Origin of the sequence: Veillonella sp. CNR 79/14, from assembly GCF_003992185.1 — a bacterium.
Classification (GTDB): Bacteria; Bacillota; Negativicutes; order Veillonellales; family Veillonellaceae; genus F0422.
In genome coordinates this window covers 1-23122 of sequence record NZ_RQVH01000003.1, presented here as the reverse complement: position 1 = coordinate 23122, position 23122 = coordinate 1, and the positions used below count along the sequence as shown (strand labels likewise).

Sequence of the window (23122 nt, the reverse complement as noted above, 5' to 3'; positions counted from 1 at the left end):
GTTCATCAGAGTTAGATCAGAAATTTTATTAGTCTATTACATAACTGATTGATGTGTTGTGAGAGGAGATGGGCTACAGTAACTCTACCATTCTATTACCAATTGCATATATGTGACATCTAAACATCAGTTTTCAGTTATATCAGCAACATACGGTAATTCTACCATGCGAACTTCTTGCAATTGCCAAGTTAGATTACCTCCAGTTAGGTTGGTCAAATCTGTTTCTAAGGAGGTCACAGCTTCTGGTTCTACATAGATTTCAATAGATACTAGATCTGTAAACGATGCTGTATAGTGAAGCCCTTGAGTTTGTAGTTGGCGCTCTATGGCTCCAAAGTTAGAATAATCTATGGAGATAGTCACAATTTGGCGAGGTGCAATAAGTAGTTTAGGACCTTCTTGGACAGCCTTAGCTGCACTATGAGAGTACGCACGAATGAGTCCTCCTGCACCTAACTTAATACCTCCGAAATAACGAGTAACCACGACAGCTACATTTGTAATGCCTGTTTTTTTTAATACTTCTAGCATCGGCTTTCCTGCCGTCCCTGAGGGCTCTCCATTGTCAGAGGAACGCTGTTGTTCTTGGCGAGGGCCGATAGCATAGGCGGTGCAGTTGTGAGTAGCATCCCAAAATTCTTTGGATATACGTTGGATAAATGTTTGTGCTTCTCCTTCAGTAGTAACAGGAGCGATAGTAGAAATGAAACGTGACTTTTCGATAATATATTCAGTTCTAAACTCATTGGCTATAGTGATATAAGATTGGGGGATATCTGACATAGAAACTCCTGTATATGAATAATAAATATTAGTTTACAATCCTTGTGTATCTATAGTATAACATAAGTTAGTGGAACACTGTTGCTATATGAAATATAGAGTGTTAGGTCTGTATAATTGGATAGCGTAACATAGACAGGATACAATAGTTTGTGTAAATACGGTGGGTTAGACAATCGATAGCTATCAAATCGGTGTAAGCCACATACTGCAAGATTTGTATAAGAAATATACTGTTAAATTTGTATAGGGTATATACTATGAAAAAGGTTGGATATATGTTAATATATTCATAGTAATAAATATAGGTATCTTTCATATAGAACTATGTATCATTAGGAGGAATCATGCGTAAAGAAGAATTTTCTATTATTGGCATGCACTGCGCAGCTTGCGTAGGGCGTGTAGAAAAAGCAGTTAGCAAATTAGATGGTGTAGAAGATGTGAAAGTCAATTTGCTCACCAATAAAGGAACCGTAACGTATACAGAAGGTAGCACAATAGGTGCGGCAGAGGTCATTGCTGCTATTGAAAAGATTGGCTTTGAAGCACATATTGCTACTGATGCGGATATGAAGGTAGAAAAACCATCTCATAAAGGGCAATATATTCGCTTAGGTGTGGCAGCCCTCATGGCGATCCCTATGATGGTATCCATGATGGGTCACTATTTATGGCATTGGCCGATGTTATCTCATGAAATTGAATTAGTCTTAGCTACGATTGCTCAATTTGGAGCGGGCTGGATTTTTTATACTAGCGCTTTTGCGGCGATTCGCAGTGGCACGCTTACTATGGATGTGCTCGTAGCATTAGGCACGTCCGTAGCGTACGGATTTAGTATCTATCAAATGGCAGTAGGGAATCATGATGTGTATTTTGAAACCTCTGCGTGGCTTATTACCTTTATTTTATTAGGTAAATTATTGGAAGAAATTGCTAAGGGACGTACGTCTGAGGCTATTCAAAAATTAGTGGCATTACAACCTAGCGTGGCCCATGTGGAACGCAATGGGGAGTGGATGGATATTCCTACGAAGGAGATTGTCCTAGGTGACAAAATCCAAGTACGGGCCGGCGAAAAAGTGCCAGTAGATGGAATTATTTTAGAAGGTCATTCCACAGTGGATGAGGCTATGCTGACAGGTGAAAGCGTACCTGTAGAAAAAGGTCAGTCTAGTCAAGTCATAGGCGCCACAGTTAACATGTCGGGCACATTTATTATGAAAGCCACTGCTATTGGGGAGGAAACTATGTTATCCCAAATCATCAAAGTAGTGGAACAAGCACAAGCATCTAAAGCGAGCATTCAGCGTATCGCGGATGTGGTAGCATCCTATTTTGTGCCGGTAGTCATCGGTATTGCCATTCTTACCATGATTATTTGGTATTTTGTATTAGGATCTACGGTAGGAGAAGCTTTATTATATGGCACAGCTGTGCTTGTAATTGCCTGCCCGTGCGCCTTGGGCTTGGCGACACCCACATCCATCATGGTAGGTTCAGGCCTTGGGGCAGAACATGGTGTGCTTATTAAAAGCGCAGAATTTTTAGAAAAAGCAGGTCATATCAATGCCATCATCATGGATAAAACTGGGACTTTAACGGAAGGAAAGCTATCTGTTACGAAAGTGATATATACAGCAGGTGATGAAATGTATAATTTGGCTTTCACAGTGAATCTTGAAAAAGGATCCACTCACCCTATTGCACAAGCCATTGCTAAATACGGTGCTAGCAAAGGCGTGCCACAAATGATCGTGAAAGACTTCCAAGATATTCCAGGAAAAGGATTGGAAGGACGTATAGCGGATAAATTGATTCGGGTTGGTCATACTCGCTGGATGCAAGAACTAGGTGTTGATATCACGCCATGGCAAGCGGAGATCCACAGTCTGGAAGAACAAGGCAATTCTGTATCCGTCTTGTTAGTAGACGGCACAGTACACGGTATTTGGGCTGTAGCAGATACATTGCGTCCAGAAACTCCTGAGGTTGTAAAGGCTTTACAAGAGCAAGGCATCGATGTGTGGATGGTCACAGGAGACAATGCGCGCACAGCGAACTATATAGCTGCCCAAGCAGGAATTACTCACGTAGTAGCGGAAGTACTGCCACAAGATAAAGCAAATACCATCGCCACATTACAAAGTCAAGGAAAATCCGTTGGCATGGTGGGAGATGGTATCAATGATGCGCCAGCTTTAGCGCTAGCAGATATTGGATTTGGTATCGGTCATGGTACGGACGTAGCCATTGAGGCGGCGGATATCGTATTAGTGCGAAATGATTTGCGCACCTTAGTACAAGCCGTGACGATTAGTCGTAAAACGATGACAAATATTAAACAAAATTTATTCTGGGCATTGATCTTTAACTGCATTGGTATTCCATTGGCAGCCATAGGGTATTTGAGCCCTATCATTGCCGGAACCGCCATGGCATTTAGCTCTGTTACTGTGGTAAGTAATGCATTGCGGTTAAAACGTGCAAAAGTGTAATCATCAGCTTATATGATGATCCGGAGAAGTTCATAACTTTATTGTAATATCTATGTAATAGGACTTACATGAACATTCACCGTATGTCATACAATAGAAAAGGACTATAACAAATACGAACTAGGTACGATTTGCTATAGTCCTTTTTGTGGATATTATACAAAATGCTGGAATTATGTATATAAGAGTGGTTAGTAATAGTTTTAACACAAAAATAGAACCCCAACTCAAGGGAAGAAGAGTTGGGGTTTTGTTTCGGACATCGTCCTATCTATTTCACTCAAAGGTTGGGGTATATTCTAATAGTATGGGCGTACGTATTTGAATCAACCTTTTTTGTGCTTACATTTACCAGCCGTGTTGCCGCTCATAATGCGGTTGAACATAGCATGGATTTCCTCGGAAGATTGACCTTCTTCACGAGCTGCTTCAATATGACGCATTGCCATATCGTAGCGTGCTAATTTTTCTGGATCGTTCGCGTAAAATTCGCGACCTTTGTGTCCACATGCCATAGGAATAGCCTCCTTTTACAATATAGTTTATACTTATTAACTTGCTCATTGAGAACTCCTGTACATCTAGTACCTGTCCTCTGTTATTATAATAAAGTATATGGTTGTGGTGGAGTCAACAAATAAAAAGAATTATTTTTAAAATTTTTCATATCTGTTATTAACCATTGATAGTATAAGGTTTATAGAACTTGAAAGGTTTTGGACTAGACTTTTTTATGAGAATTAATTTAATAATAGATAAAAATATATGAATGAAACTCAATATATTAAAAAGCCCATAGTTATGCTATAGTATAGGTGTAGTTAAAACTATATACCTGTAGTTTAGTTTTACTAAAACACTTATGTATTACAGGAAATAAAATAAAAGAAGTATTATAAAGATTGCAGATAATATAGAGATTGCAAATATTGTGAATGTATTATAAGCAATACAAGTATTAAGAGGATTAAAGGCGTTACATGTATTAAATCTGTTAGAAGACCTAAATGCCTGTTGGAAATACAGTAGAAAGGATAGTATCTATGCGAAATATTTATATGACGATTGGAGATGTGTCGAAAATTTATGGCATATCAAAACAAACGATCTTATACTATGAAAAATTAGGACTATTTCTGCCAGCAAAAATTGAAGATAATGGATACCGCTATTACACATTAGAAGAGTGCTATCGATTAGAGATTATTTTGACCCTAAAAAAACTAAATCTATCCTTGAAAGATATTCAAGACTATGTGGAACATCGAGGTCCGCATATGTTGAAAACCTTATTAGAAGATGCACGCTATGGCTTTGATCGAGAGATTAATGATTTATATACAAATAAAATGAATTTAGAGAGAACCTTATTTAACTTAGAACGATATTTAAAAATACCTAAAAATCGATTATTCTTTGGTATGAAAGAAGAATCTTTTTATGCACTAACTTCTTATGATGCAACAGAAAAAGGAAAGAAAAAGTTGTTTACTTTATTAGAACATCAAGCTAGGCTTATAGAGGAAGTCCCTTTTAAAGCTATTCAAATTGGTATGGCTATCGATGGAGAAGACTATGAACAGGGAGATATCACCAAGTACAGCCATTATTGTACAGATGTAGGGTTTGATTATGAAGGAGACATGGAGATTGTTACTCGTCCTAGAGGGATGTATCTAGAAATGTTTTATACGGGTCTTTATGAAGAACAGGCTCAGTGGATGTACGATAAAGTAAGTAGTTATTTGTCTTATGAGGGATTACAAATTGCAGGTTCCGTATATATAGAACCAGTACGGAATTATTGGACAGAGACAAAACGTGAAGACTATTTATCTAAAATTACAGTACCTGTTGAGGAATAGGTGAAACATGTACGCCGAAAAATTGGAAACAAAATATAAAAAATGAGTTACCATAAGACGCGATGCAGTACAAAATATTATAAGATGTTGTGGTATAGATTATTTTGTGTGTAAAGGCAATTCACTTTACAACTATTGACAAGTTAGGTAAATATTGTTAATATAGGGTGTAAATATTTTTTGCTTGACAGATAATACTTTCAAAACGCTTAGAAGGAGGGACCATGGAAGAACGAATGACAATTAGTTTGTTGTTAGATTTTTATGGATCCTTGCTGACGGAGCGACAACGAGAGTGTTATGCCTTACATCATGAAGATGATATGTCACTAGGTGAAATTGCAGAAGAAATGCATATCTCTAGGCAAGCTGTTCATGATAATATTGAACGAGCAAAAGCTAGTATGGAGGGGTATGAACAAAAGTTGCACCTCATTGAACAATATTTACTACGGCGAAAGATTGTGAAACAGATTAGAGAAGAGCTAGTATCTGCTGCCATTACATCTGAATCGATTCAATCATTATTAACACAATTGGAGGGCTAGTATGGCTTTTGAAAATTTAACACATAAATTACAAGAAGCCTTTGCATCCTTAAAAGGAAAAGGTAAAATTTCTGAAGAAGATGTTAACCTAGCGTTACGACAAGTTCGGTTTGCTTTGTTAGAAGCTGATGTAAACTTTGGAGTAGCGAAAGATTTCATTGCCCGTATCAAGGATAAAGCCTTGGGTGAGGAAGTGTTTGGTTCCTTGAACCCAGCGCAAACGGTCATTAAAATTGTGAATGACGAATTAACCGAGCTATTAGGTGGCACTGAAAGTCGTATTATGATTTCTCCAAAACCTCCCACAATCATTATGTTGGTAGGTTTACAAGGGGCAGGTAAAACGACTACGGCTGGTAAGTTGTCTGTACATCTTCGTAAACAAGGTAAGAATCCAATGCTAGTAGCAGCCGATGTGTATCGTCCAGCAGCGATTAAGCAATTGCAAGTAGTGGGAGCTCAAATCGATGTTCCTGTATTTGCGAATGAAACGCCAGGTGCGAATCCTGTGGAGATTGCTAAAGCGGGTATTGAAGAGGCAAAACGCTTATTCAAAGACATTGTTATCATCGATACAGCAGGTCGCTTAGCCATCGATGAAACCTTGATGGATGAACTAGCTAATATCAAGGGTGAAGTAAAACCGCATGAAATCTTACTAGTGGTGGATGCCATGATTGGTCAAGATGCAGTAGGCACAGCCGAAGCATTTAATAATTACCTAGGCCTTGATGGTGTCATTCTAACGAAAATGGATGGCGATGCCCGTGGTGGTGCAGCACTTTCCATTAAAGCTGTCACAGGTACGCCAATTAAGTTTACCGGTACTAGCGAAAAAATGGATGGTTTAGAAGTATTCCATCCAGATCGTATGGCATCTCGTATTCTTGATTTAGGCGATTTCAAAACGTTGATTGAAAATGTGCAAAGTTCTATCGATGAAGAAGAAGCAAAAAAAATGGCTGAGAAAATGGCCAAAAATAGCTTTACTTTAGATGATTTCTTAGCGCAAATGAACCAAATACGCAAATTGGGACCTTTGCAAAATATCTTAGGCATGTTACCAGGTATGGGAAAATTGAAGGACCAATTAGCAGGCTTTGATTTAGATAATAAAGAAGTACGTCAAATTGAAGCTATCATCAAATCTATGACGATGGCAGAACGTACAAATCCTAATATATTGAATGGATCTCGGCGCAAACGTATTGCGGCAGGATCTGGCACTACAGTGCAGCGAGTAAATCAACTGATTAAACAGTTCGAGGATGCTCGTAAGTTTATGAAGCAGATGCAGTCTATGAGCAAAGGTAAGAAGGGGATGTTCCCTAAATTACCGTTCATGGGATAATATTCTATTTAAGGAGGTGAAAGAAGAATGTTAAAAATCCGTTTAACTCGTTTAGGTGCTAAAAAAGCTCCTTTCTATCGTATCGTTGTTGCTGACTCCCGCGCTCCACGCGAAGGTCGTCCAGTTGATACAGTAGGTCAATACGATGCTACTAAAAACCCAGCAATCGTTAATATTGACGAAGAGAAAGCATTAGAATGGTTGGGTAAAGGTGCACAACCTACTGATACTGTTCGCTCCTTGTTCAAAAAACATGGTGTTATGCAAAAATTTGCTGACGCTAAAAAATAATTAATAGAGAGGCGTACTGTGATGCAAGAATTAATTACATTAATTGTTCAATCATTAGTTAAGCAACCTGAAGCCGTTTCTGTTACTATGGAAGTTCGCGATCAAGTGGAAGTCTATGAAATCCGTGTCGCTCCTGATGATATGGGTAAAGTAATTGGAAAGCAAGGTAAGATTGCGAAAGCGATTCGCGCTGTGGCTAAAGCAGCGGCTATTAAAGAGAACAAGAAGATATCCGTTGATATTGTCTAAAAGGGTGGTAACATGGAAGAAATGACATTACGCGTACCCGTGGCAATTAAGTCTAAGGTTACGGACACTTTAAAAAACAAAATTATTGCTGATTTACAACAACAAATGGATATGGTAGATCAAGATTTACAACAAATCGAATTCCAAGCTAAACGTTTGTTAAGTGAACAAGCAAAAATTGATGCACAAGGTTTAATCCAATTGCGTCAACAAATCGAGGAAGAAAAGCAACAACGCGTAGCTTTCAAAGCTCAAGTAGCAGAGCGTTTGAAAGAAGCAGAAAAGCTTGAAATTGGTTCTGAAATTGCCCAAGGTCAAATGGAGCAAACTATTACTGTGAAAATCGGTGATAATTTAGATGCTCTTATGGGATCTGAAATTTTGCTAGAAGATGGCAAAGTTGTGGCATTCCGTCAATAATGGATACACAAGAACTGATTACCATCGGTGTGATCGTCGCTCCGCACGGTGTGCGGGGCGATGTTCGTATATTACCGAGAACAGATTTTCCTGAGCGGTTTATGAAAATGGATGAATGCTACATCAATGGTCAACTATACCATATTACATCTGCAAAATTTCATAAACAGTTTATCTTGGCTACTTTTAAAGAGTTACCTGATCGCACAGCTGTGGAGCGTTTAGGTAAGCAAGAAATTAAAGTGCCAAGAAAAGATTTGGTGGAATTGCCAGAAGATAGATATTATATCTTTGAAATCGAAGGCCTTGCCGTAGAAGATACAGAAGGTAATGATTTAGGCATTGTAAAAGAAGTACTACAACCTGGTGCAAACGATGTGTATGTAGTCGCTAAAGAGGGGGAGCCAGATTTATTATTACCAGCTTTGAAAACAGTGGTATTAACCATTGATATTGAAGGTGGTAAGATGATCGTAGATCCTCCAGAATGGTTGTAATAAAAAAGTCCCTTGTACTGAGTGCAATGATGCGTTCAGTACAGGGGACTTTTTGTGGTTTTATACATATATGGGACTGGTGGTGAAATCATAATGACTACCTCGATAATTAGGATTATCTACAGTCATTCGCCATAGTTTACTAGCTAGTTGATCTTGCTCACACAGTACTTTAGTAGTACCTGTTGCACTTTGGCAAAAAGGAGCCCATTTTTGGACGACTGGAATGGAGGAACGTTTTTCTTTTAAGTATTGACGGCCTCTGTCGTTGAAAGCGAGCAGTCGTCCATAGGTAGGTCCTTGTTGGTGGCACTTTTGGAATATCTCTTTGGTGCGACGGAATAGGCTGTAGGTAGCGATGCGATCGAGACGAGCATAGGTGTAGCGTTTTGATTTTAAACTTTCACGGGCTTGCTCCCAAGAGGCGAGGGCACTCGCAGTGAGCCATGCCTCCTCTAAACCGTCGCTCATATCCTGTAGAGTTTGCAAATCTTCTTTGCTTGATACACGGCTAGCGAAATGAATCATGTCATAATAGCGCTCTAAGTTAGTGTAATAGTTGGACTCTACGACGTCCATCGCAAGAGGGGCAACCATAGGGGGTAAGTAGTGATGCCACTGGGGACTAGTTTTGCCTAACGAGGTAGTCCCATTGATTGCCAATTCACCTAAGGAGATAGCCCTATCGATTTCTGATGGCGTACAAGGTGAACAAGTAGTACTTGTTGCCTGTTGCGTGTTATGGGATTCCAACGGATTAGAAGCAGTTTGTTTCGAAGCATATATAGCACTTCGTAAGGCCGTACCAGATGGTAACGAATCATCTAAGGTTGGATTGTGATGGGAACTAGTTCGTTTCATGGGAATGATGTCTAGCTCGATGTGATAGCGATGTAAGGCGCGTATGTATTCAATACCTAGGATAGTATTAGGGTCAGAGTCTAATATAGACATATGGTTTGAGGTTTCTAATCCATTGCTTTCTAAGTGAAGTCCTTGCACTGCTTTACGAAGAGCTGTGCCATAGGAGTATCCTTGAGTCAAGAAGATACGCAACGATTCTTGCGTGCTAGGATGATCGAGAGCTTTGGCGATGGATACAAGTTCCTCTACTTGTGTATGGCTGGTACCAAATGAGATAGCGTCACACCCTAAGGCATGTAATAATCTGACACCACCGGATGCAAAATATTCTGCAGAACTAACGGCGAACATAGACGGCAACTCAAACACAATATCAGCACCACCCATAACAGCCCATTGAGCACGGTGAAATTTAGAAAATATGGCAGGTGTCCCCCGTTGCACAAAGTCGCCACTCATCACAACCAGCAAAGTTGCATCTGGATACATTTGCCGTAAGTCTTTTAGTTGGTGTGCATGCCCCTTATGAAAGGGATTATATTCTGCAATAATTCCGATGATGTTCATGGTTTAGTACCTCCTCTTATGTATAGTATAACAGACTATCTATTTGATTGATATGCGCAATAGTTATATGCGATAGAAGTGCTATGTATGGAAGAAGTCATAAAAAAGGGTAGAAAAAAACGTGAATTTAATGTTATAATTGGGTGTAGAAAATGTGTCTATTAGAGGTAATTATATGAAACAATATATCATAGCCCTTGGTTTAGGGATGGTGTTGTTCTTGGGTGGCTGTGGTAGTCAACAAGCCATCGATACCTATAGTTTTGGTCAGAAAGTCATCAATGTAGGTCAATCTGAAGTGATTGTGGATTCTCCTTTTGACTTCGGTCAGTTGGATAGAATTACAGCTAATGAAAAGGGACAACCTTTAACCATCTATGCAGGACTAGATAAAAATTATGGTGTCTATGTGAGTGCTACACAGGCTTCTACAGGAGCACCATTGCCAACACTAGAAGAGGGCGCAAAATTAGGACAACAAGCTTTGGTGAAAGAATTAGGCCAAACGGGTGCTAATATACCATGGGACCAAGAGCAAGTGCAGGTGGACGGCGTACAGGCTGTGAAATCTACGATGCTAGCAGGTGCTAATGGACAAAAAATTAGGTTTACTCAGTATACTTTCATTAATAAAGGTGTACTGTGGAATATACGCTATTCATACAGTGATAGTTCCCCACAAGGAGAAGAAATCAATCAACGTGTGAATGGGCACATTCAAGTTACTAAGAAAGAGGGATAAGACATGAACGTTTTAGTTGTAAACTGCGGTAGCTCCTCCTTGAAGTATCAATTAATTGATATGGAGCATGAAGTTGTATTGGCGAAAGGTCAATTTGAAAAAATCGGTTCCGATGATGCTATTTTCACTCATCGCCGTCCAGATGCTGAAAAATTAGAACGCATCGAACCAGTAGCTGACCACAAAGTGGCGTTACAAGTCTTATTGGATATTTTAGTTGATCCAGAACATGGCGTGATTGGTTCCATGGATGAAATCGACGCTGTAGGTCATCGTGTAGTACATGGTGCTGAAAAATTTGCTGATTCCGTATTAATTACACCAGCAGTGATGGAAGCTTTGGAAGAATGCGCAAAAATCGCTCCACTTCACAATCCTCCAAATATCCAAGGTATCGAAGCATGCCAAAAAATTATGCCAAATGTACCACAAGTTGGTGTATTTGATACAGCATTCCATCAAACAATGCCAGCTGAGGCATTCTTATATGGTCTTCCATACGAAGCATACACTGATTTAGGTGTTCGCCGTTATGGTTTCCATGGTACTTCCCACAAATATGTGGCACAACGTGTAGCTGAATTGATGGGTAAACACATGTCCGATCTTCGTATCGTATCCTGTCACTTAGGTAATGGTTCTTCTGTTACTGCAATCAAAGGTGGTCGTTCCATCGATACTTCCATGGGTTTCACTCCATTGTCCGGTTTAATCATGGGTACTCGTTGTGGTGATATTGACCCAGCTATCGTACCTTACTTGATGGAAAAATGGGATATGACATACCATGAAATCGATGCTATCATGAATAAAAAATCTGGTGTATTTGGTATTTCTGGCGTTTCCAATGACTTCCGCGTTATCGAAGAAGCTGCTGAAGAAGGCAATAAACGTGCGCAATTAGCATTGGATATGTTCCATTACAAAGTACGTGCTACAATCGGTGCTTACGTGGCTGTTATGGGTGGCGTTGATGCTATCGTATTCACAGCTGGTATCGGTGAAAATGGTATTGGCAACCGTGACGCAATCTGCAATGGTTTAGAATACTTAGGTACTCGTATTGACCCTGAACGCAACAATGTTCGTGGTAAAGAAGCGGAAATCAGTGCAGAAGGTTCCAAAGTTAAAATCTTTGCAATCCCTACAAATGAAGAAATCATGATCGCTCGTGATACAAAACGTATTACAGCTCCATTAGTGATGAAAAACTGGTAATCTTTGATTACTTGTGAAAGAGTCCCCTCTATGAGGGGCTCTTTTTTTGTTGACAAATGCTTTCATCGGTTGTTATTCTAACAGTAGGATGATGATACTGTTGATGAAAGGATGAGATCATGTCTATACAATATCAAGAACAATCGAAACGATCCAAAGCTGGCATTGCATTAGTTACTGTATTTATTGTGATAGCATTGGGTGCGTTGGCATATAGTGTATGGCGCTATGTGGAGTTAGGTAGTATAGCCTTAGCGGAAATATTAATAGAAGGAATGATTCTATTTGTCCTTGTATCGCAGGCAGTGGGGACCTATACATTTAGGTTGACCGAATCGGATCTCATCATTGATGAGGTAGGCTTATTAGGAAAGAAACGAATGATCATTCCTTATACAATGATCAACGGGGTCTACCAATTTAAACAATCGATGATGCCCCCATTGAAATTTCGCTATAAATATCGTAAATTATCGTCCACTGATGATCGCCCTGTATGGGCCTTAGCTTACTCAGTGGTAGAAGGGAAAAAGTTAAAACATGGCCGTGTGTTATTAAAAGCAGAACAAGAGTTGTTTGATGTTTTAGCGCAGCATGTACCGAATTTGATACAGGTGAAAGAAGACCAAGTTGTCTTTCATGCGTATCTAAGAGAAGATGCTTTCAAACATGGAGAAGATTTTGCGATCTATGCAGCCAATGTATATGGGCAAGGTCAAGCGGGTGCAGAGGATGTGAAAGAATAAGCTTTTCTTAGTATAGGTTAGAAAGGGAGTTTACCCTAAGCAGATTGTTATCATTAGACCTCGACTGAGGTGGAATCTGTGGGAGAAGTTGGATAAAGTTTGAACAAAATAAAAGGATTTTCCTAATCTATAGCGAATTTATAGTATAAAGAAAGATATATAAGTGCCCACGATGGGTACATAGTGATGCGTCACACTCTTTGGAGTGTGGCGTGTTGTCGTTTATAGGGCTAAAGGATGTACTTTCAAATGTTGGAGGAATTATGTTGGATTTACAATCATATCAAATGCCACGAGAAAAATTCATTGCCTTAGGAGCTGAAGCGTTAGAATTGGAAGAATTATTAGCCATTTTATTGCGTACAGGATGCAAAGGTTCCACCGTCTTAGAAGTGGCTCATGAAGTGGTGAAACGCATGGAAGGATTGGTAGGAGGCTTGAACAATGTTACGATAGATGCTTTGCGAGAAATTGATGGCATTGGGCAAGACAAGGCGGTGACTATTTGTGCGGCTATCGAACTGGGCAGACGTCTAGGACAGATGAAAGTGAAACGAGATTGGGAAGATTTTAGCACTCCGGAGGCGGCAGCTAATTACATGATGGAACGTCTTCGTCATAAAACAGAAGAACACTTTTATGTCTTATTATTGACGGTAAAAAATAAATTGATTAAGCCTGTTCTGATTTCTAAAGGAGGGTTAACTAGTAGTACGGCGGAGCAACGAGCAGTATTCCGTCAAGCTATCGATGCCAATGCGGCTGCTATTATTTTGATGCATAATCACCCATCAGGAGATCCTACCGAGAGTAGTGATGATGTACGGGTGACTAAAATATTTGCTAGAGCTGGAGAAGTGATGGGTATCCCTGTGTTGGATCATATCATTATTGGTGATGGCATCTATGTAAGCTTATTAGAAAAAGGGATACTATAGGTGCAGATGTTCTATAAATTTGCTATAATTAAATGATTGGAACAATGAAAAGAAATCAGAGGTTATAGCGTGCGAATTATTGGAATAGATCCAGGCTATGCGATTTGTGGATATGGTATCATCGATGTCATAGGAAGCTCTTTAAAACCTGTTACCTATGGAGTGATAACCACAGAGGCAAAAACGCCAGAAGCAAGCCGGTTAGAAATTATATTTAATGAACTAAGCGATATTTTAGAAGAATTTCGCCCTCAAAAGTTTGGTATAGAAAAATTGTACTTTGCCCGCAATGTAACGACGGGTATCGGCGTAGCACAAGCAAGAGGTGTTACCTTATTGGCGGCGAGTCAACAAGACTTACCAATTTACGAATATACACCATTGCAGGTGAAACAATCTGTGGTGGGCTATGGAAAAGCTACAAAAGAGCAGGTCACGTATATGACAATGAACTTATTGGGGATTCGTGAAAAAATTAAGCCTGATGATGCGGCTGATGCCTTAGCGATTGCTATATGTACAGCCCATAGTTCCCATACAGATACATTGAAGCAAATTTTACAATTGTGAGGAGTTTATGATTGCATATATAAAAGGGGTTGTCACCCATCGATTGCTAGATTCGGTGTACGTGAATGTCCATGATGTGGGCTATCGTGTGTACGTACCTAGTTCAGTGCAAAGTCAGTTGCAAGTAGGTGAAGAAACTTGTTTATTCACGTATACTAATGTTCGTGAAGATGCTATTCAGTTATATGGCTTTTTGACGATGGAAGATTATGAGTTGTTTTTACTGCTCATCTCCGTATCAGGAGTGGGACCTAAATTGGGTCTTGGCATTTTATCGGCCATAAGTCCAGAACATTTTGTAGGACTCATCATTAGTGGTGATACAAAAGGTCTTCAGAAATTGCCTGGTATTGGTAAAAAATCAGCAGAGCGATTGGTGCTAGAGTTAAAAGATAAAATTGAAAGCCTCGGTATTGCAGGAACTTTCACACCAACGGGAAGAATTTCACCAGTAGAACAAGTGCCTGTAGGTACTACCGAAGAAGTGCTAGAAGCACTTATGGCATTAGGATACAGCGCACAAGAAGTGCAGCCGGTAATCCAAGAAGTTTACGATGGCACACAAGAAGTACCAGTCTTATTAAAACAAGTATTAGCGGCATTGGGTAAAGGGCGATAAGAATGGATCAAGAAAATCGAATTGTAACCATGCAAGAACGGGAGGAAGATAATTGGCAATTTAGTCTTCGTCCTCGCTATTTAAAAGAATATATTGGACAAACACAGGCAAAGGAGAATCTTCATATTTTTATTGAAGCGGCCAAGCTACGAGGAGATACCTTGGACCATGTTTTACTCTATGGACCTCCAGGGTTAGGGAAAACCACCTTGGCAGGAATAGTAGCCAATGAATTGGGAGTAAACTTCCGAGTTACCTCTGGACCAGCCATAGAACGAGCTGGCGATTTGGCAGCTTTATTGAGCAATTTGCAACCGGGAGATGTATTGTTTATCGATGAAATCCATCGTTTATCTCGCTCTGTAGAAGAAGTGCTATATTCTGCTATGGAAGATTATGCTTTAGATATCATTATTGGTAAAGGTCCGAGTGCTAGATCGGTGCGCATTGAATTGCCTAAATTCACGCTGATTGGTGCCACAACACGAGCAGGATCTTTGGCGGCACCGCTACGTGATCGCTTTGGTGTGATTAGCCGTTTAGAATATTACAAGCAAAATGAGCTAGAGTTTATTGTGAGCCGTTCTGCTGATATTTTAGATATTCATATGGATCCAGAAGGGGCTAGTGAAATCGCTCGTCGTTCTAGAGGAACTCCTCGTATTGCGAATCGCTTGTTGAAACGTGTTCGTGATGTAGCACAAGTATTGGGTGATGGTGTGATTACAAAAGAAATTGCAGATCAGGCCTTACAGCGATTAGATATTGATAAACTAGGTCTAGACCGTATAGATCGACGTATTTTAAGCACTATCATTGAAAAATTCGATGGTGGACCTGTAGGGGTGGATACGATTGCAGCCTCTGTGAGTGAGGAACGTGAAAGTGTTGAAGATGTGTATGAACCATATTTGATGCAACTTGGTTTGTTGGCGCGCACAAATCGTGGACGTATCGTCACTCCTGCTGCCTATGACCACTTGGGAATCCCTAGAAAGGTGGATGCATGAGAAAGGTAGGATATCGCTATGTGGCGATAGTGGTTATAACAGCTGTATTGGGAAGTGCACCTTTTGTAGGAGCAGCAGCATCGCAAAAGGAAGTGCCGAAACGTACAACAGTGAAAGCCACTTTTGTAAAACCGAATGAAAGAAAAGATTCGGCAGCATCAAAACGGGTAGTTTTTAAGCCTGCTGCTAAAGTGACTAAAGCGACGAAAACAACACCTCAAGAGACGATCAGAGCGCAAGAAAACATTGACAAACAAACAAGAGTATCTAATGTTGTACAAGAGGTCAAAAAAGGTTCTAGTGGAGAGCCTGTGATACGAGTGTTGCTTGGGCATAGATCACAATCTTTTTCCATTAGTAGTACTATGCCTATAGTTATTCTAGATAGCCATGGACATCAAGTGCAAACTATCAAAGAAAATCAGACTGTGACAGTTTCGAGTGGAGGCGGTTCAGTACATATAAATGGACATAGTATTGATAAGTCAATTACTGTTCAAAATACACAAGGTAGATATGGATCTGAATTGCAAACATTAGGAAAAAACTATCGAGGCGCTGTGACAGTACATGCTAATACATCAGGATCCATGAGTGTTATTAATGTACTGGGGTTAGAACAATATGTACAAGGTGTAGTACCAGAAGAAGTGGTACCTAGTTGGCCTACGCCGGCCTTAGAAGCACAAGCAGTGGCAGCTAGGACCTATGCCTTGCACTCCATGAAGAGCAAACAAAATAGTATGTATGATATTGGAACTACTACAGCTGACCAAGTATATGGAGGGAAAAGTAGTGAGTTTGTAAGCACAAATACAGCGGTAAAGCGTACACATGGCATGGTTCTCACTTATCAGGGTCAACCGATTAATGCTCTTTTTCATTCCGATGGAGGTGGCTATACAGAGGATAGCGTGAACCTATGGGGTAATGATTTGCCCTACTTAAAAGGGGTGCAAGATTACTCGAATCATGAGGGTACAACCGTATGGAATGTCATTACCAGCCGTCAAAGTATAGAACAAAAATTAGCAGCAGCTAGCAAATCGGTAGGGTACTTACAGAAAATTGAATTATCTCCATTGGCAGATCGACCTATGAAAGTACAAGATCGAGGGGTTTCAGGACGTGTAAAAATAATGAAATTTGTAGGTGAAAAGGGCTCTATATCGCTTACAGGAGAACAGGTACAAGGGATATTTGGCTTAAAGTCCACCTTATTTGATTTTTATGTAGGACAAACACCGCCGAGTCGGATTCAGGGGTCTTCTGTAAAAGCTAACCATACGTTTAGTAAAGCGAATCAGACTGTGACAATTCATGGATATGGTTGGGGACATGGTTTGGGACTTTCACAGTGGGGAGCGGCGGAAATGGCTAGCCGAAAAGAGGCAAGTCAGCCTGATTATTATAAAGTAATTTTACAACATTATTACCAAGGTACGGCACTTACGAAACTGTACAATTAATGAGGAATAGTATGAAAGTATCTGATTTTAATTATGAACTGCCTGAGGAACTCATTGCACAACATCCGGTAGAACCACGGGATACGTCACGATTGATGACCTTGGACAAGGTAAGTGGAGAGATATGCCATAAAGCATCCTTTCACTCCATACTAGATGAACTATGTGAAGGGGATGTGTTAATCTTTAATAACACTAAGGTTATCCCTGCTCGTTTGTATGGAGAACGTAAAGGGACAGGTGGTAAGGTAGAAGTACTACTGTTAACGCCCAAAGGAGAACATCTTTGGGAGTGTCTGGTAAAGCCAGGGAAAAAATGTCTAAAGGGGCAACTCTTATCCTTTGGTCCTAATCTAGAGGCTGAGGTTATAGACCATACAGATTTTGGCGGTCGACTGATTCAATTTAAGCCGAACGGTAATTTTGATGAGATTATTAATGACATTGGTGAAATGCCATTGCCTCCGTATATTCATGAAAAGCTAGAAGATAAAGATAGATACCAAACGGTATATGCGAAAGAAAAAGGATCCGCAGCAGCCCCCACAGCAGGCTTACATTTTACACCGGAATTATTGGATGAAATTCAGCGCAAAGGGGTACAAGTTGGATTTGTTACATTGCATGTAGGGTTAGGTACATTCCGCCCTGTGTCGGCAGAATCCATTGAAGACCATGATATGCATAAAGAGTTTTATCACGTGTCAGAAGAAACTGCAGAGCTGGTGAATCGTGCCAAAGCGGAAGGACGAAGAGTGATTGCCGTAGGAACTACATCGGTGCGTACATTAGAATCAGCAGCGACCGAGGTAGGTCATGTAAGGAGTGGGTCTGATTGGACTCAAATCTTTATTTATCCTGGCTATGAGTACAAGATGGTAGATGCGTTGATCACTAACTTTCATCTGCCACAGTCTACCTTACTCATGCTTATTAGTGCCTTAGCTGGTAGAGAGCATTGTCTAGAGGCCTATGAAGAGGCGGTACGTGAAAAATATAGATTTTTTAGCTTTGGTGATGCAATGTTCATTCGATAAGTTGAAAGTTGTGTTATAATACAGAAGTAATAAAGGAGTGTGTATATGGCGATTAGATATGAATTGCAAAAACAATGTCCCCACACAGGTGCACGGGCAGGGTTATTGCATACTCCTCATGGAACCTATGAAACACCGATGTTTATGCCCGTAGGGACACAGGCAACGGTAAAAACATTGGCCCCAGAGGAGCTGAAAGCGATGGGTTCTCAAGTTATCTTGAGTAATACCTATCATTTATTCTTGCGCCCAGGCGCTGACCTAGTGGAAGAAGCGGGCGGATTGCATAAGTTCATGAACTGGGACCAAGCCATCTTAACTGATAGTGGCGGGTTCCAAGTGTTCAGTTTAGGAAAGCTGCGCAAGATTACTGAAGAAGGAGTTAATTTTAGATCCCATTTAGATGGGTCGAAAAAATTTCTCTCTCCTGAAGTGGCCACTAAGGTACAAGAACAATTAGGTTCTGATATTATGATGGCATTCGATGAGTGTATTCCATATCCTGCGGATCATCGATATGCTGATGCATCAACAGCACGGACCACACGTTGGGCAGAACGTTGCCAAGAAGCACGTCGTTCTAAGAATCAAGGCATGTTTGGTATCGTTCAAGGTGGTATGTATAAAGACCTTCGTGAAAGAAGTGCTAAAGAGTTAGTGGATATGGACTTTGAAGGGTATAGCATTGGTGGCCTTTCGGTAGGGGAACCACATGATTTGATGTATGAAGTACTAGAATATACAACACCATTGTTGCCTACCAATAAAGCTCGTTATTTGATGGGTGTTGGTACTGCTGACTGCTTAGTGGAAGGGGTAGCTCGTGGAGTAGATATGTTTGACTGTGTATATCCAACACGAGTAGCGAGGAATGGCATGGCCATGACATGGAAAGGGCGATTGAATTTACGCAATGCTTCTTTCATGCGTGACTGGGGTCCGATTGAAGAAGGTTGCGGCTGTTATGCGTGCCAAAACTATTCAAGAGCTTATATTCGACATCTATATAAGGCAGAAGAAATTTTGGCTTTCCGATTGGTGTCGTATCATAATTTATATTTCTTACTAGAATTTATGCGTCAAATGCGTAAAGCTATCCTAGAGGATCGCTTTGTAGCATTCCGCGAAGAGTTCTGGCAGTATTTTACTAAATAGGAGGACTTATGGATTTCTTAGAATTTTTCCAAGGACAAACAGGGCAAGCGATTTTACCATTGTTGATTATGGTCGTGATTTTCTACTTCTTGTTATATCGTCCGCAAAAGAAACAACAAAAACAACGTCAAGTGTTATTGAACAGCCTTAAAAAAGGTCAAAAAGTATTGACTGTTGGTGGTATTTATGGTGAAATTGTTTCCTTAACAGAAGATACATTAGTGTTACAAGTGTCTGAAAAAGTGGAAATGAAATTTGCTCGTACAGCCATAGCTCAAGTTCTTGGAAAGGAACAGAAGTAATGGATAAAACGGCATTGCGTAAGAAGTTTTTAGAACGTCGTCGCAATGTACAAGTCCAAGAGGTTGCAATTTGGTCTCAACAATTAGATGATCGACTTTTGTCTATTCCTACAATATCTGATGCAGAGCATATTATGGCGTACTTGGCTATGCCTAAAGAAGCCAATGTAGATATGTTTATTACAGAAGCATTGCAACAGGGTAAGTATGTATATGTGCCTGTGTGTGTGACGAAGACAGATATGGTAGGAGTTCGCATACAGAGTTTAAAGGACCTTGATAGAGGAGCTTTGGGAATACGGATTCCCAAAGAACCGTATGTAGTTGTAGAACCTCAAACATTGGATTGTATTCTCGTTCCTGGTTTAGCCTTTGATCGTAGAGGTGGCCGCATGGGAATGGGAGCTGGATATTATGACCGATACTTACAACAGATTGCTGTAGAGAACCGAATCGGTATAGCCTGGGATAATCAAATTTCAGAAGAAATGTTACCCATGGCACCTCATGATGAGTGGATGCATACCATTGTGACCCCATCAGAGAGTATCCATTGTTATAAAGAACAGGAGGGAATCCATTGAACACAAAAGCAGCTTTACGCTTTTTCGGCGTAGTAGCAGTGATTTTAGGCCTATTTATTTGGCTCATTGGACCACTTGCTAACTCCATTAAACAAGGGTTGGATTTACAAGGTGGTACTCACATTGTATTAGAAGCGCAAGATTCTGGCCCTAACGTGGTTACAGATGATGCAGTAGAACGGGTTATTCAAATCTTAGGCCGTCGTATTAATGAAATGGGTTTAACTGAGCCTATCATTCAACGAGAAGGTAAAAAACGTATCATTATCGAATTACCTGGTGAAAAAGATCCGCAAAAAGCCATCGAAACAGTTGGTAAAACGGCGGTTCTTGAGTTCCGTGATGAAAATGGAAAAGTCCATTTAGATGGTAATGACTTAAAAGATGCAAAAGAACAATTAGAAGGTAAACAAGCATCCGTTAATATCCAATTAACAGATGAAGGGGCGAAAAAATTCGGCGCCTTAACAACAGCTAATATTGGTCGTCACATCGGTATTTATTTGGATGGTGAGCAATTGACAAATCCAGTGGTCAACGAACCAATTACTGGTGGTAGTGCTCGTATTACTGGTAGCCGTGACTTGGAAGAAGCGAAAAGCTTAGCTATTTTACTACGTTCTGGTGCATTGCCTGTAAAAGTAGAAGTTATGGAAGTGCGTACCGTTGGTCCTACCTTGGGTCAAGACTCTAAAGATAAATCTGTCGTAGCTTTTGGTGTTGGTATTGCCTTAATCATTGTATTTATGCTTGTTTTATACAGATTGTCTGGATTCGTAGCAACTATCGCTTTATTGGTGTTTGTGTTAATTTTGGTAGCAATCTTAGGGCCGCATGCTTTGAATGCGACCATGACCTTGCCGGGTGTAGCTGGTATTATCCTCAGTATGGGGGTTGCCGTGGATGCGAATATCCTAATCTTTGAACGGTTCAAAGAAGAAGTGGTGGAAGGTAAAACGTTACGCATGTCCATGGAATCTGGTTTCCGTCGTGCTTTTGATACGATCTTTGATGCGAATACATCCGTTATGATTACAGCAGTGATCCTCATTGTTCTTGGTAGTGGCCCTGTAAAAGGTTTCGCCATCAACTTAGCATTAGGGGTTATAGTATCTATGTTTACAGCTGTATCCATGAGCCGTACCTTAATGCATATGCTTATTGCAGCACAAATTACGAATCGTCCATTCTGGTATGGTTCTAACGTATCTCCATCTGTTACAATTGAAGCATTTAAGAAAGGAGATAAGAAATAATGACATTTGATGTAATAAAACGTCATCGTTGGTGGTTTAGTATCTCCTCCATTGCGGTTATTCTAAGTATTATTTCCATGTTTATGTATGGATTTAACTTTGGTATCGATTTTACAGGCGGTACAATTGTAGAAGTGGAATTTAGCAAACCAGTACAGGTGTCTGCTGTACGGGAAAATTTGAAAGCCTTTGAATTAGAAAATGCAGTTATCCAATTATCTGGTGCGGATGCTACTGAATCAGAAGGTAAAACGGTAATGATTCGTACTCGTAACCTTGAGGCTAGTGAAAGTCAAGCTGTGGTAGCAGCATTGAATAAAAATCTAGCGGAAGGAACAGTAAAACGTATTGAATCAGTAGGCGCTGTTATTGGATCCGAAGTAACAGAACATGCATTGACGAATTTATTAATTGCTTTCGTAGCGTTAGCTTTGTATATTACATATCGTTTTGAGTATCGTGTGGCCTTGTCATGTTTGGCAGCTATCTTCCATGACCTTATCATGGTATTGGGGATATTCTCTTTCTTCCATTTAGAAATTGATTCCTCCTTTTTGGCGGCGATTTTGACAGTTATCGGTTACTCTATGAACGAATCTGTCGTAATCTTTGACCGTATTCGTGAAAATACACATACCCATAAGCGTACAGATACATTTGCAGATCTTGCGAATGCAAGTATCCATCAAAGTATCCATCGTTCCTGCTATACATTATCCACAGTATTGTTCGCATGTTGTTCCTTGTACTTCTTTGGCGGGGACACAACAAAGAACTTTGCTCTATGTATGATCGTAGGTTTCGTCAGTGGTGCGTACTCATCCATTTGCGTAGCTACATCTTTGTGGGCAATTTGGAAATCCAATAATAAAAAAGATGCACGAAATCGTCTCTAATAAAGCTATTCTGTTTTGCTAGAATGCTTGATTGGTGAAAGGGAAACGAGCAACATATTCCTTCTCAAGCTATACAGTGGTTATGCTTGTTCAGGAACATGTTGCTCGTTTCTGCATTTCGGCATTTAGGTAATAAGGATATAGCAAAACGTTCTACGCAAAGATGGCGTTCCTTGGTGGTGTCATTGGAAACAAGTAACATATTCCTTCCCGAACTGATACAGTGGTTAGGTTTGCTCTGGAGCATGTTGCTCGTTTCTGCGTTTCGACATTTAGGTAATAAGGATATAGCAAAACGTTCTACGCAAAGATGGCGTTCCTTGGTGGTGTCATTAGAAACGAGTAATATATTTTTTCTCAAGCTATACGGTGGTTATGCTTGTTTAAAAAATATTGGGAAAGGGGTTGCAAAATGTTTAAAAATATCATATAATACATTCAGTGCTTGAGACACAAGCACTTTTAATTTTCTTACAGCTTAGTAACTAAGAAAATTAAAAAGATTAAAAATAACTGTTGACATGAACTTGTGAATCTGTTATTATAATCTAGTCGCCGCAACACAGTGTTGTGAAGACAAAGTTGATCTTTGAAAACTGAACAATAAAAGGTAATTACTTCGAAAGAAGTAAACATAAGCC

At 40.0% G+C, this 23122-nt stretch carries 25 protein-coding genes; 22 read left to right on the top strand and 3 right to left on the bottom strand.

The features are described from left to right. Positions 1-126: 126 nt before the first annotated feature. Positions 127-786 carry a YigZ family protein gene (locus tag EO119_RS01165; protein ID WP_126940374.1) on the bottom strand — a complete coding sequence of 220 codons (660 nt, stop codon included), beginning with the start codon at positions 784-786 and terminating at the stop codon, positions 127-129. Between the two features lie 347 nt (positions 787-1133). On the opposite strand from EO119_RS01165, the gene EO119_RS01160 reads away from it, so the two are divergent. Next, complete coding sequence (locus EO119_RS01160) at positions 1134-3287, top strand: cation-translocating P-type ATPase (RefSeq protein ID WP_062401692.1); 2154 nt, start codon at positions 1134-1136, stop codon at positions 3285-3287. A 326-nt stretch (positions 3288-3613) separates the two neighbouring features. Here the strand turns inward: EO119_RS01160 and EO119_RS01155 are convergent, their stop codons facing one another. Continuing rightward, on the bottom strand, positions 3614-3802 hold the full coding sequence (locus tag EO119_RS01155; protein ID WP_009353434.1) for a hypothetical protein: 189 nt from the start codon (positions 3800-3802) through the stop codon (positions 3614-3616). Positions 3803-4330: 528 nt separating this feature from the next. Here EO119_RS01155 and EO119_RS01150 point away from each other — a divergent pair. The 7 genes from EO119_RS01150 (at position 4331) to rimM (ending at position 8508) form a co-directional block, all read left to right on the top strand. Then, positions 4331-5152 (top strand): MerR family transcriptional regulator, encoded by an 822-nt coding sequence (locus EO119_RS01150; protein ID WP_164723954.1) that lies wholly within the window; start codon positions 4331-4333, stop codon positions 5150-5152. A 224-nt stretch (positions 5153-5376) separates the two neighbouring features. Continuing rightward, positions 5377-5700: a YlxM family DNA-binding protein gene (gene ylxM, locus EO119_RS01145; RefSeq protein WP_062401698.1), complete on the top strand. Its 324-nt coding sequence runs from the start codon at positions 5377-5379 to the stop codon at positions 5698-5700. Position 5701: 1 nt separating this feature from the next. After that, positions 5702-7051, top strand: a complete 1350-nt coding sequence (gene ffh / locus EO119_RS01140) for a signal recognition particle protein (RefSeq protein ID WP_009353265.1) — start codon at positions 5702-5704, stop codon at positions 7049-7051. A 27-nt stretch (positions 7052-7078) separates the two neighbouring features. Next, positions 7079-7342, top strand: coding sequence for a 30S ribosomal protein S16 (gene rpsP / locus EO119_RS01135; protein WP_009353289.1), 264 nt, complete (start codon positions 7079-7081; stop codon positions 7340-7342). A gap of 21 nt (positions 7343-7363) precedes the next feature. Beyond that, positions 7364-7591: a KH domain-containing protein gene (locus EO119_RS01130; protein WP_009353402.1), complete on the top strand. Its 228-nt coding sequence runs from the start codon at positions 7364-7366 to the stop codon at positions 7589-7591. Between the two features lie 12 nt (positions 7592-7603). After that, the gene (locus EO119_RS01125; RefSeq protein WP_009353329.1) at positions 7604-8011 is read left to right on the top strand and encodes a YlqD family protein; all 408 of its coding nucleotides are present in this window, start codon (positions 7604-7606) and stop codon (positions 8009-8011) included. After that, positions 8011-8508, top strand: a complete 498-nt coding sequence (gene rimM, locus EO119_RS01120; protein WP_062401703.1) for a ribosome maturation factor RimM — start codon at positions 8011-8013, stop codon at positions 8506-8508. The genes EO119_RS01125 and rimM overlap by 1 nt, the downstream gene beginning before the upstream one ends. A gap of 60 nt (positions 8509-8568) precedes the next feature. Here rimM and EO119_RS01115 read toward each other — a convergent pair whose 3' ends face one another. Beyond that, on the bottom strand, positions 8569-9939 hold the full coding sequence (locus tag EO119_RS01115; protein WP_126940372.1) for a nucleotidyltransferase family protein: 1371 nt from the start codon (positions 9937-9939) through the stop codon (positions 8569-8571). Positions 9940-10114: 175 nt separating this feature from the next. Here EO119_RS01115 and EO119_RS01110 point away from each other — a divergent pair, with 175 nt between their 5' ends. The 14 genes from EO119_RS01110 to secF all read left to right on the top strand — a co-directional run bounded on the left by EO119_RS01110 (position 10115) and on the right by secF (position 22481). Further along, complete coding sequence (locus EO119_RS01110; protein WP_009353283.1) at positions 10115-10681, top strand: hypothetical protein; 567 nt, start codon at positions 10115-10117, stop codon at positions 10679-10681. A gap of 3 nt (positions 10682-10684) precedes the next feature. Further along, complete coding sequence (locus tag EO119_RS01105) at positions 10685-11899, top strand: acetate/propionate family kinase (protein WP_009353440.1); 1215 nt, start codon at positions 10685-10687, stop codon at positions 11897-11899. A 119-nt stretch (positions 11900-12018) separates the two neighbouring features. Next, on the top strand, positions 12019-12645 hold the full coding sequence (locus EO119_RS01100; protein ID WP_009353277.1) for a hypothetical protein: 627 nt from the start codon (positions 12019-12021) through the stop codon (positions 12643-12645). A 263-nt stretch (positions 12646-12908) separates the two neighbouring features. Next, positions 12909-13583, top strand: a complete 675-nt coding sequence (radC, locus tag EO119_RS01095) for a DNA repair protein RadC (protein WP_009353338.1) — start codon at positions 12909-12911, stop codon at positions 13581-13583. Between the two features lie 69 nt (positions 13584-13652). Then, positions 13653-14153 carry a crossover junction endodeoxyribonuclease RuvC gene (gene ruvC / locus EO119_RS01090; RefSeq protein ID WP_009353415.1) on the top strand — a complete coding sequence of 167 codons (501 nt, stop codon included), beginning with the start codon at positions 13653-13655 and terminating at the stop codon, positions 14151-14153. A gap of 7 nt (positions 14154-14160) precedes the next feature. Beyond that, a complete protein-coding gene (gene ruvA, locus EO119_RS01085; RefSeq protein WP_062401725.1) occupies positions 14161-14772 on the top strand; it encodes a Holliday junction branch migration protein RuvA in 612 nt (203 codons plus the stop codon). A gap of 2 nt (positions 14773-14774) precedes the next feature. Continuing rightward, the gene (gene ruvB, locus EO119_RS01080) at positions 14775-15782 is read left to right on the top strand and encodes a Holliday junction branch migration DNA helicase RuvB (protein WP_009353399.1); all 1008 of its coding nucleotides are present in this window, start codon (positions 14775-14777) and stop codon (positions 15780-15782) included. Then, complete coding sequence (locus EO119_RS01075) at positions 15779-17251, top strand: SpoIID/LytB domain-containing protein (protein ID WP_240632791.1); 1473 nt, start codon at positions 15779-15781, stop codon at positions 17249-17251. Before ruvB ends, EO119_RS01075 begins: the two co-directional genes overlap by 4 nt. 11 nt (positions 17252-17262) lie before the next feature. After that, the gene (gene queA, locus EO119_RS01070; RefSeq protein WP_126940371.1) at positions 17263-18288 is read left to right on the top strand and encodes a tRNA preQ1(34) S-adenosylmethionine ribosyltransferase-isomerase QueA; all 1026 of its coding nucleotides are present in this window, start codon (positions 17263-17265) and stop codon (positions 18286-18288) included. 45 nt (positions 18289-18333) lie between these two features. Further along, positions 18334-19443 carry a tRNA guanosine(34) transglycosylase Tgt gene (gene tgt / locus EO119_RS01065; RefSeq protein WP_009353303.1) on the top strand — a complete coding sequence of 370 codons (1110 nt, stop codon included), beginning with the start codon at positions 18334-18336 and terminating at the stop codon, positions 19441-19443. Positions 19444-19451: 8 nt separating this feature from the next. After that, positions 19452-19745: a preprotein translocase subunit YajC gene (yajC, locus tag EO119_RS01060; RefSeq protein WP_009353379.1), complete on the top strand. Its 294-nt coding sequence runs from the start codon at positions 19452-19454 to the stop codon at positions 19743-19745. After that, positions 19745-20329, top strand: coding sequence for a 5-formyltetrahydrofolate cyclo-ligase (locus tag EO119_RS01055; protein ID WP_126940370.1), 585 nt, complete (start codon positions 19745-19747; stop codon positions 20327-20329). Before yajC ends, EO119_RS01055 begins: the two co-directional genes overlap by 1 nt. Next, the gene (gene secD, locus EO119_RS01050) at positions 20326-21585 is read left to right on the top strand and encodes a protein translocase subunit SecD (protein ID WP_126940369.1); all 1260 of its coding nucleotides are present in this window, start codon (positions 20326-20328) and stop codon (positions 21583-21585) included. The genes EO119_RS01055 and secD overlap by 4 nt, the downstream gene beginning before the upstream one ends. Beyond that, the gene (gene secF / locus EO119_RS01045; RefSeq protein WP_009353410.1) at positions 21585-22481 is read left to right on the top strand and encodes a protein translocase subunit SecF; all 897 of its coding nucleotides are present in this window, start codon (positions 21585-21587) and stop codon (positions 22479-22481) included. Before secD ends, secF begins: the two co-directional genes overlap by 1 nt. Positions 22482-23122 lie beyond the last annotated feature (641 nt).

What these genes read in the sequence shown, in the direction of transcription:
- EO119_RS01165 (WP_126940374.1), bottom strand. Translation starts at nt 786, where the DNA reads ATGTCAGATATCCCCCAATCTTATATCACTATAGCCAATGAGTTTAGA.
- EO119_RS01160 (WP_062401692.1), top strand. Translation starts at nt 1,134, where the DNA reads ATGCGTAAAGAAGAATTTTCTATTATTGGCATGCACTGCGCAGCTTGC.
- EO119_RS01155 (WP_009353434.1), bottom strand. Translation starts at nt 3,802, where the DNA reads ATGGCATGTGGACACAAAGGTCGCGAATTTTACGCGAACGATCCAGAA.
- EO119_RS01150 (WP_164723954.1), top strand. Translation starts at nt 4,331, where the DNA reads ATGCGAAATATTTATATGACGATTGGAGATGTGTCGAAAATTTATGGC.
- ylxM (WP_062401698.1), top strand. Translation starts at nt 5,377, where the DNA reads ATGGAAGAACGAATGACAATTAGTTTGTTGTTAGATTTTTATGGATCC.
- ffh (WP_009353265.1), top strand. Translation starts at nt 5,702, where the DNA reads ATGGCTTTTGAAAATTTAACACATAAATTACAAGAAGCCTTTGCATCC.
- rpsP (WP_009353289.1), top strand. Translation starts at nt 7,079, where the DNA reads ATGTTAAAAATCCGTTTAACTCGTTTAGGTGCTAAAAAAGCTCCTTTC.
- EO119_RS01130 (WP_009353402.1), top strand. Translation starts at nt 7,364, where the DNA reads ATGCAAGAATTAATTACATTAATTGTTCAATCATTAGTTAAGCAACCT.
- EO119_RS01125 (WP_009353329.1), top strand. Translation starts at nt 7,604, where the DNA reads ATGGAAGAAATGACATTACGCGTACCCGTGGCAATTAAGTCTAAGGTT.
- rimM (WP_062401703.1), top strand. Translation starts at nt 8,011, where the DNA reads ATGGATACACAAGAACTGATTACCATCGGTGTGATCGTCGCTCCGCAC.
- EO119_RS01115 (WP_126940372.1), bottom strand. Translation starts at nt 9,939, where the DNA reads ATGAACATCATCGGAATTATTGCAGAATATAATCCCTTTCATAAGGGG.
- EO119_RS01110 (WP_009353283.1), top strand. Translation starts at nt 10,115, where the DNA reads ATGAAACAATATATCATAGCCCTTGGTTTAGGGATGGTGTTGTTCTTG.
- EO119_RS01105 (WP_009353440.1), top strand. Translation starts at nt 10,685, where the DNA reads ATGAACGTTTTAGTTGTAAACTGCGGTAGCTCCTCCTTGAAGTATCAA.
- EO119_RS01100 (WP_009353277.1), top strand. Translation starts at nt 12,019, where the DNA reads ATGTCTATACAATATCAAGAACAATCGAAACGATCCAAAGCTGGCATT.
- radC (WP_009353338.1), top strand. Translation starts at nt 12,909, where the DNA reads ATGTTGGATTTACAATCATATCAAATGCCACGAGAAAAATTCATTGCC.
- ruvA (WP_062401725.1), top strand. Translation starts at nt 14,161, where the DNA reads ATGATTGCATATATAAAAGGGGTTGTCACCCATCGATTGCTAGATTCG.
- ruvB (WP_009353399.1), top strand. Translation starts at nt 14,775, where the DNA reads ATGGATCAAGAAAATCGAATTGTAACCATGCAAGAACGGGAGGAAGAT.
- EO119_RS01075 (WP_240632791.1), top strand. Translation starts at nt 15,779, where the DNA reads ATGAGAAAGGTAGGATATCGCTATGTGGCGATAGTGGTTATAACAGCT.
- queA (WP_126940371.1), top strand. Translation starts at nt 17,263, where the DNA reads ATGAAAGTATCTGATTTTAATTATGAACTGCCTGAGGAACTCATTGCA.
- tgt (WP_009353303.1), top strand. Translation starts at nt 18,334, where the DNA reads ATGGCGATTAGATATGAATTGCAAAAACAATGTCCCCACACAGGTGCA.
- yajC (WP_009353379.1), top strand. Translation starts at nt 19,452, where the DNA reads ATGGATTTCTTAGAATTTTTCCAAGGACAAACAGGGCAAGCGATTTTA.
- EO119_RS01055 (WP_126940370.1), top strand. Translation starts at nt 19,745, where the DNA reads ATGGATAAAACGGCATTGCGTAAGAAGTTTTTAGAACGTCGTCGCAAT.
- secF (WP_009353410.1), top strand. Translation starts at nt 21,585, where the DNA reads ATGACATTTGATGTAATAAAACGTCATCGTTGGTGGTTTAGTATCTCC.